This window comes from Flavobacterium sp. (genome assembly GCF_040382755.1).
GTDB lineage: Bacteria > Bacteroidota > Bacteroidia > Flavobacteriales > Flavobacteriaceae > Flavobacterium.
This window is the reverse complement of sequence record NZ_JBEIET010000090.1, coordinates 1-8,373: the sequence shown is the minus strand read 5'-3', so window position 1 is coordinate 8,373 and position 8,373 is coordinate 1. Positions and strand designations below refer to the sequence as shown.

The window sequence follows — 8,373 nt, the reverse complement described above, 5'->3', positions numbered from 1 at the left end:
CACGTTTCGAAATCAGAATAACGGTCAAATGATGCAAGTGCCTATTTCGGCAGTTTCAGAAACCAATAAAACCACCACATACAATCAAATCAAAAGAAAAAACCAGAAACGTATTATGACGGTGTATTCTAATGTGTTGACGGGTTATAATGGTGATGAAATTACAAAACAAATTGAATCGGAATTAAAATCGTATAAATTTCCAAAAACGGTGAGTTATTCGTTTTCTGGTGTACAAGAAGAACAAGGAAAAAATCAAAGTTTCTTAATGTATGCACTGTTTTTAGCGTTAGCCGGAATTACGATTATTATCGTGTTACAGTTTAATTCGGTTTCTAAAACTATGGTAATTTTGTTTACGGTTTTATTGAGTTTTAGTGGTGTTTTCTACGGATATGTAATCGCCAATATGGATTTCGTAATTTTAATGACGATGATGGGAATTATTTCATTAGCCGGAATTGTAGTGAAAAACGGAATTGTATTAATGGACTTCTTCGTCTTATTATTAGATAAAAAAGTAGCCGATAACAACCTAAAAAGCCACGACGATTTATCACTTGAAGAAATAAAAGACATCATTATCGAATCGGGTAAAAATCGTTTAAGACCGGTATTATTAACCGCATTAACCGCAATTTTAGGTTTAATTCCGTTAGCGATTGGATTGAATTTTGATTTCTTCTCGTTAATTACCGAATTTAATCCGCACTTATATATGGGTGGGGATAACGTAATTTTCTGGGGACCTTTAGCGTGGACCATTATCTTCGGATTATCCTATGCAACCGTGTTAACATTGGTTATGGTTCCAGTAATGTTCTACTTGGTAAAACGAGTGAAATATTGGTTACGAGATAGAAAAGCAAACGAAATAATGGATTAATTTTTAGTCTGCAATAAAAAAAAGCTGTTTCGAGAGAAACAGCTTTTTTTATGTAAAGTTTATTTTTTTAATAAATCTCTAATTTGAGTTAAAAGTTCTTCTTGTGTAGGTCCAGAAGGTGTTGGAATTTCTTCTTCGGTTTTTTTAATTTTATTAAGTGATTTTACCATTAAAAAAATTACGAAAGAAATTACTAAAAACCCAATCACAGCAGCTAAAAACTTACCGTATAAAATACCGCCATCAGTTTTTAAAAGCGCTAAATCGGCTACGTTTGCTGCTTTTAAGGCAGGGTTAAGAATGGCTGGCGTAATTACATCATCAACGAGTGATTTTACAATGCCACCGAAAGCACCTCCAATGATGACTCCAACAGCTAAATCCATTACATTGCCTTTCGCAATAAAATCTTTAAATTCAGAAATAATTTTCATATATGTTAAATTTGGTTACACGAAGTTATAAAAAAACTAAAAGAGTAGGTTTAATTTTTATAGAAAATTCTTTTTACACGCTGCGAAATACTAGTTAAAATTTCATACGGAATGGTATCGCAAACGCTTGCTATTTCTTGTACGTGCGGGTTTTCGCCAAAAATTATTACTTCATCGCGTTCTTCACATGGAATAGAAGTAACATCAACCATAAGCATATCCATACAAATATTTCCTAAAATGGCGGCTTTTTGGTTGTGAATGAGTACATATCCTTTTTCATTTCCCCAAGCACGTCTAATTCCGTCTGCATATCCAATAGGAATTGTTGCAATTCGCATTTCTTTTTGAACTACAAATTTTCTATTATAACCAATACTTTCGTTTTCGTTAACGGTTCTTATTTGCGAAATAATACTTTTTAAAACACTCACATTTTCCAACGAAATTTGCTCTTCTTCTGAATTGCCTACGCCATAAATTCCAATACCTAATCGTACCATTTCAAATTGATATTCTGAGAAATTAAAAATTCCGGAAGTATTTAGAATATGTCGAATAGGTTGAATTTGTAAAGTAGTAGAAATTTCTGTAGCAATGGCTTCAAATTGCTCAATTTGTTGTAAGGTAAACGCTTTAAAATCAAAGTTGTCTGATGCGGCTAAATGCGAAAAAATACTGGTTACTTTCACAAAATTATTGTGTTGTAATAACGTAATTAATTCTGAAACTTCCGATTTTTCAAATCCTAAACGATGCATTCCAGTATCTATTTTTATATGAATAGGATACCCGTTGAGGTTTTTTTCTTTTGCCAATTCAATAAAGGAAGTGATTCCAGAAAGAGAATACATTTCGGGTTCTAAATTATAAGCTATCATAGCTTTATAACTACTAATTTCAGGATTTAATACCATAATTGGTGAAGTTATTCCTGCTTTCCGCAATGCAATTCCTTCATCGGCGAAAGCCACACCCAAATAGCCAACTTTTAAATGTTCCAGCTGTTTGGCAATTTCATAGCCGCCATTTCCATAACCAAACGCTTTCACCATAACCATAATTTTGGTATTTTGGTGAAGTTTTTGTTTGTAAAAATTATAATTTGCAGTTAGAGCATCAAGGTTAATTTCTAAAACCGTTTCGTGATTTTTTTCTTCTAATAAAACTACAATTTCATCAAAATTAAAACTTCTGGCACCTTTAATTAAAATGGTTTCGTTTTTAAACGAATCGGTATTAAATTGTTGTAAAAACGCCTGCGTGTTTGCAAACGAAATCACATTTTGCACATCTTGAAAATACTTTCCAATGGTTTCTCCGATGGTAATAATTTGTGCAATATTATTTTGTTGTAATAATTTGATTACATTACTATAAAGTTCATTTAAATTTAACCCACTTTGAAAAATATCCGATAAAATAATGGTTTTTTTCTGATGTAGTTTTTGCTGATCTAAAAAATCCAGTGCAATTTTTAACGATTGATAATCACTTGAAAAACTGTCATCAATTAACAAACAATTATTAATTCCTTTTTTGGCTTGAAGTCGAATTTCTATATTATATAATTTCGAAATTCTTTCTTTAATGTTCGAAATAGAAACTTTTAAATACAGTAATGTACAAATACAAGTTATCGCATTTTCAATCGAAATTGCATCTGTAAAAGGAAGCGAAACAGTAAATACTTCTTTTTCAAACTGAATCTCTAAGTTGGTTTTTAGATTATTTTTTAGTACCGATTGAATAAAAACGGTTGCTTTATTATCTTCAAAACTCCAAGTAAAGGTAGGAATGGTAATGTGTTTTTCTATCCAATCGTTTTTTTCTAAAATTAATATTTCAGCTTTAGAAAACAACTGACATTTTTCGATTATTTTTTCTTCAACTGTAGTAAAACCTTCCTGATGTGCGTTCCCTAAATGAGTAAAAATTCCAATATTCGGCTGAATAATTTCTGCTAAATGTTGCATTTCGCCTTTTAAAGAAATTCCGGCTTCAAAAATGCCTAAAGTGTGATTTTCGTTGATTCCAAAAATAGATAGCGGTACACCAACTTGCGAATTAAAGCTTTTAGGGCTTCTAACAACAGCATAATCTGGACTTAAAAGAAAATTCAACCATTCTTTTACAATTGTTTTTCCATTACTTCCTGTAATTCCGATAGTTTCTATTTGAAATTGATTTTTATACGCTTTTGCTAAATTTTGTAAAGCGATTGTGGTGTTTTCTACGAAACAAAAATGAGCTTTGCCTTTTACAGATTCAGGAATGTTTTCTACAACAAAATGTTGCACCCCTTTTTTAATTAAACTTTCTATAAAAATATGCGCATCATTATTTTGTCCTCTCAAACAAAAAAATAAAGTAGCACTTCCGTTTTGTAAACTACGACTATCAATAGAAATATGCTCAAATTCCATCTTAGAATTAGAGAAGTTTATTTTGGCTTCGTGTAATATGTTAGATTTTACTACCATTTTTATGAATTTGTTAGTGCAAATTGCTAAAATCCGAATTGAATTTACTTTTCTTTTTCTTCACGCATCGCTTTATAATAAGCGGCTCTGCTTAAAGGTTCGTATTCTTCAGTTTCGCCCAGCATTACTAATTTTTTATCATCCGATTTTCTAAAACTATAATTAGCTAAATTTCCAGTTCTGGTGCACACTGCGTGAACTTTTGTAACATATTCTGCAGTTGCCATAAGTGCAGGCATTGGTCCAAAAGGATTGCCTTTAAAATCCATATCTAAACCGGCAACAATTACTCTAATGCCACTATTGGCTAAATCATTACAAATTGTAATTATTTCATCATCAAAAAACTGGGCTTCATCAATACCTACAACATCGCAACCTTGGGCTAAAATTCTAATATTTTCTGCAGCTGGAACTGGTGTAGAACGAATTTCGTTTTTATTGTGTGATACTACCATTTCATCATCATATCGAGTATCTACAGCAGGTTTAAAAATCTCCACTTTTTGTTTGGCAAATTGTGCGCGTTTTAATCGTCTAATTAATTCTTCTGTTTTGCCTGAAAACATAGAGCCACAGATAACTTCTATCCAACCAAATTGTTCTTCCTGATTTACCGTATTTTCTAAAAACATTTTTTAATCTAAATTAATTAACTTCAAGATAAAGGTATAAAAATATGTGTACATTTATGTTGAAAAAAAAATTGTAAAAATACTTTCTACAAGAATTTATACACATAATTTCTTTTACCTTTGTAATTATAACAAAAATATAAAAATCAACGCTATAAAAGTTCAACACAAACAAAAAGTTATGAAGAAAAAAATTGAAGGCGAATTAATTAGCATAGCGCACCGTTTATTAAAGCTTAAAAGTCATACAGAAACTATTCAATTACTTGAGGAAGTAAAAAAATTGTATGAGCAATTAGCGCTTTTAAAATTTTACGAAGCGAATACGGCTTTGGTAAATGAAGAATTTTCTGAAGAATTGTTTGAAGAAAAAGTAGAAAAAATTATAGTAGGAACCATTGATGTTGTAGATGAAGAAGAAATTTATGTAGAAATGGCTTCAAAAGAGCATATTGCACAAATTGAAGAAGAACTTTTTGAAAAAAATGATATTTCTCACGAACTTTTTCCTTCAAGCGATATTGTAGAAATTGAAAAAGAAGAAATTATTTCTGAAAGTATTGAGGAAGAAACTCTTGAAGAAGAATTACTTGAAGAAAAATCAGTTCAAGAAGAAGCGCCAGAACAAGTAATTGAAACTCAAATAAAGAAGAAAAAAACGTCTTCAAATCCTGAAATTATTGGTACAAAAGTGACCAAACAAATTTCAATGGAAGACATTTTAGTACACGATTATCAAGATACGTTTTTTGAAAAAAAAGAAACTGAAAATGAGCCAACTTCTGATAGTTCAGAACCCATAACAGAAGATGAAATTATTGAAGAGAAAGTTGAAGAAATAAGTAGTGAAGTTGAGCCAATTTCAGAATCAACTCCAGAAGTTGAGATAGAAATAGTGTCGGAAACTAAAGAAGAAATTCCAGTTGTAAACGGAAAAGCGATAGTTTTAGGATTGAATGATAAAATTGCTTTTGAGAAAAATTTATTTGCTGGAAACGGCGACGATTTAAATAGAGTATTATCTCAATTAAATACTTTTACAAATTGGGAAGAAGCTAAGTCTTTTGTGTTAGATTTTGTAAAACCAGATTATAATAATTGGGAAAATAAAGAAGAATTTGAAGTACGATTTTTAGAAATTGTGGAAAATAAATTCAATTAGTTTGTAGTTTATTGTTAATGGTTTTTTGAATTTTGAATATTTTTTTTCACTTTTATTTTAACCACAAACCACAAACTATCAACCACAAACTAAAAAACAAATGAGTAAATTATACATAGTTCCTACGCCAATTGGCAATTTAGACGATATGACGTTTCGTGCCATTCGCGTGCTCAAAGAAGCTGATTTAATATTAGCCGAAGACACACGTACCAGCGGAAAATTGCTAAAGCATTTTGAAATTACTACGCACATGCACAGTCACCATATGCACAACGAACACAAAACGGTAGAAAATGTAATTGCTCGATTAAAAGGCGGCGAAACGATTGCATTAATTTCCGATGCGGGAACGCCAGCCATTTCTGACCCTGGATTTTTGTTAACACGCGCTTGTGTAGAAAACGGAATTGAAGTAGATTGTTTGCCTGGAGCGACAGCTTTTGTACCCGCTTTGGTAAATAGTAGTTTGCCGAATGATAAATTTATTTTTGAAGGCTTTTTACCCGATAAAAAAGGCAGACAAACACGTTATTTGGCTTTAGCCGAAGAAACACGCACGATGATTTTATACGTTTCTCCACATAAATTAAACAAAACATTAGCCGAATTTATTCAGTATTTTGGTGCCGATAGACCCATTTCTGTTTCTAGAGAAATTTCAAAATTGCACGAAGAAACCATACGAGGAACAGCCGAAGAAGTCTTAAAACACTTTGAAACAAAACCGGCAAAAGGGGAAATTGTTGTGGTAGTTGGAGGAAAGAGTTTAAAATAGTTAGTTAAAAAATGAAAAATCTACTCAACAAAAAATCTTTCCCAGAATCCATCGCTTACATTGATGAAAATTACCTTTTCACACCTACGACTTTCAAAAATGGAAATCAATTAAACAATGCTGGTGAAAATAATGGTTCGTGTAAAATTTTTGCATTTGCTCAAATGCAGCACTTGAGTAAAGAAGAAACCTTATCGTTATTCGGTGATTTCTATCAAGATGTTTTAAACTCACCTGACGCCACCGACCATCAAAATATTAGAAACTTTATGATTTTCGGTTGGGATGGGATTCATTTTGAAGACGAAGCGTTACAAGCCAAATAAAAAGCAAATCTTAGCGAATTAAACTATTTTTTGCCACGGATTATATGATTTGCACGGATTTAATCCTTATAATCTGAGAAATCAGTGGCTGAAATTAAAAATATTTATATCTTTGTTATTCAATACTATAAGCCAAAAATCGTAAATCACAAATCGTAAATCCAAAATCATTATGCGTTGGAATCTAAAATCAAAGCCAGAAAAAGAAAAAGTACAAGCCTTACAAAACGCCCTTCAAGTCGATGAAATCATCGCTACTTTATTAGTTCAAAGAGGAATAGAAACCTTTGAACAAGCCAAAACATTTTTCAGGCCCACTTTACAAGATTTGCACAATCCGTATCTAATGAAAGATATGGACAAAGCCGTTTCTCGTATCGAAAAAGCCATTGCCAATAACGAAAATATCTTAGTTTTTGGCGATTATGATGTAGATGGAACAACCGCTGTTTCTTTAGTTTCGAGTTATTTGCGTAGTTTTTATCCGAATGTGGCGACATACATTCCAGACCGATATAACGAAGGTTACGGAATTTCCTATCTCGGAATTGATTATGCCGAAGACAACAATGTTTCCTTAATTATAGCTTTGGATTGCGGTATTAAATCGATTGACCACGTGAATTATGCCAAAGCAAAAAACATCGATTTCATCATTTGCGACCATCACCGACCTGGTGATATTTTACCAGATGCCATTGCGGTTTTAGACCCAAAACGCGAAGATTGTTCCTATCCGTATGACGAATTATGTGGTTGTGGTGTCGGATTTAAATTGATTCAAGCGTTAGCCGAAAATAGAAACCAAACTATTGAAGATTTACTTCCTTATTTAGATTTGGTTGCCACAGCCATTGCTGCAGATATTGTTCCAATTACGGGTGAAAATAGAGTTTTAGCTAAATTTGGGTTAGAAGTCATAAATACCAATCCGCGACCAGGAATTAAAGCCTTAATTCAAAATGTAAAGAAAAAAGTCTTAACGATAACCGATGTGGTTTTTATCGTAGCACCAAGAATTAATGCTGCCGGAAGAGTGAAACACGGAAACGAAGCCGTAGCACTTTTAACCGAATATAATTTAGAACAAGCGGAACAATTTGCATCTGAAATTGAGCAACATAATTCGGACAGAAAAGAATTGGACAAACAAATTACTAAAGAAGCGTTACTTCAAATCGAAGAAAACAACGAGCAAAACCGATTTTCAACGGTTGTATATCAAGAAAATTGGCACAAAGGAGTCATCGGAATTGTCGCATCTCGTTTGGTTGAAAAGTATTATCGTCCAACGATCGTTTTTACAAAAAGTGGCGATAAATTAGCCGCTTCGGCACGTTCCGTAAAAGATTTTGACGTATATAATGCGTTAGAAGCGTGTGCCGAACATTTGGAACAATTTGGTGGCCATATGTATGCTGCAGGAATGACATTGAAACAAGAAAATTACGAAAAATTCAAAGCAGCTTTTGAAAATGAAGTCAAAAAAACCATTCATCCCGATTTATTAATTCCTGAAATCTCAGTAGATTTAGAAATGAATTTTTCAGATTTTGACGAAAAATTTATGCGGATTTTAAAACAATTTGAACCCTTTGGGCCAGAAAATATGACACCAGTTTTTATGTCTAAAAATGTAATCGATTCAGGTTACGCCAAAACATTGGGT

The 8,373-nt window shown here is 32.3% G+C and carries 8 protein-coding genes; 5 read left to right on the top strand and 3 right to left on the bottom strand.

Annotated elements, in window-relative coordinates; all coding sequences use genetic code 11:
• The coding region (locus tag ABWO04_RS08435; protein ID WP_353079100.1) for an efflux RND transporter permease subunit at positions 1-886 on the top strand (886 nt) is incomplete at its 5' end.
• Positions 887-945: 59 nt separating this feature from the next.
• On the opposite strand, the gene mscL is transcribed toward ABWO04_RS08435, so the two are convergent.
• From mscL to ABWO04_RS08420, 3 genes are read right to left on the bottom strand one after another with little or no spacing between them, the layout of a single operon-like run.
• Positions 946-1,320: a large conductance mechanosensitive channel protein MscL gene (gene mscL, locus ABWO04_RS08430; protein ID WP_291242620.1), complete on the bottom strand. Its 375-nt coding sequence runs from the start codon at positions 1,318-1,320 to the stop codon at positions 946-948.
• Between the two features lie 50 nt (positions 1,321-1,370).
• Positions 1,371-3,803: a bifunctional UDP-N-acetylmuramoyl-tripeptide:D-alanyl-D-alanine ligase/alanine racemase gene (locus tag ABWO04_RS08425; RefSeq protein WP_353079097.1), complete on the bottom strand. Its 2,433-nt coding sequence runs from the start codon at positions 3,801-3,803 to the stop codon at positions 1,371-1,373.
• Between the two features lie 44 nt (positions 3,804-3,847).
• Positions 3,848-4,438, bottom strand: a complete 591-nt coding sequence (locus ABWO04_RS08420; protein WP_353079095.1) for a thymidine kinase — start codon at positions 4,436-4,438, stop codon at positions 3,848-3,850.
• 181 nt (positions 4,439-4,619) lie between these two features.
• Between ABWO04_RS08420 and ABWO04_RS08415 the strand changes: the two genes are divergently transcribed.
• From ABWO04_RS08415 to recJ, 4 genes are all read left to right on the top strand, one after another.
• A complete protein-coding gene (locus ABWO04_RS08415; protein WP_353079093.1) occupies positions 4,620-5,600 on the top strand; it encodes a DUF8457 domain-containing protein in 981 nt (326 codons plus the stop codon).
• 100 nt (positions 5,601-5,700) lie between these two features.
• Positions 5,701-6,378, top strand: coding sequence for a 16S rRNA (cytidine(1402)-2'-O)-methyltransferase (gene rsmI / locus ABWO04_RS08410; protein ID WP_353079091.1), 678 nt, complete (start codon positions 5,701-5,703; stop codon positions 6,376-6,378).
• 11 nt (positions 6,379-6,389) lie between these two features.
• Positions 6,390-6,704 carry a HopJ type III effector protein gene (locus tag ABWO04_RS08405; RefSeq protein WP_353079089.1) on the top strand — a complete coding sequence of 105 codons (315 nt, stop codon included), beginning with the start codon at positions 6,390-6,392 and terminating at the stop codon, positions 6,702-6,704.
• A gap of 172 nt (positions 6,705-6,876) precedes the next feature.
• Positions 6,877-8,373 (top strand): single-stranded-DNA-specific exonuclease RecJ (gene recJ, locus ABWO04_RS08400; protein ID WP_353079087.1); only part of this gene is annotated, 1,497 nt, incomplete at its 3' end.

Excerpts from the sequence above, each read along its gene's own strand:
- ABWO04_RS08405 (WP_353079089.1), top strand. The coding sequence starts at position 6,390 with ATGAAAAATCTACTCAACAAAAAATCTTTCCCAGAATCCATCGCTTAC.
- mscL (WP_291242620.1), bottom strand. The coding sequence starts at position 1,320 with ATGAAAATTATTTCTGAATTTAAAGATTTTATTGCGAAAGGCAATGTA.
- ABWO04_RS08425 (WP_353079097.1), bottom strand. The coding sequence starts at position 3,803 with ATGGTAGTAAAATCTAACATATTACACGAAGCCAAAATAAACTTCTCT.
- rsmI (WP_353079091.1), top strand. The coding sequence starts at position 5,701 with ATGAGTAAATTATACATAGTTCCTACGCCAATTGGCAATTTAGACGAT.
- ABWO04_RS08420 (WP_353079095.1), bottom strand. The coding sequence starts at position 4,438 with ATGTTTTTAGAAAATACGGTAAATCAGGAAGAACAATTTGGTTGGATA.
- ABWO04_RS08415 (WP_353079093.1), top strand. The coding sequence starts at position 4,620 with ATGAAGAAAAAAATTGAAGGCGAATTAATTAGCATAGCGCACCGTTTA.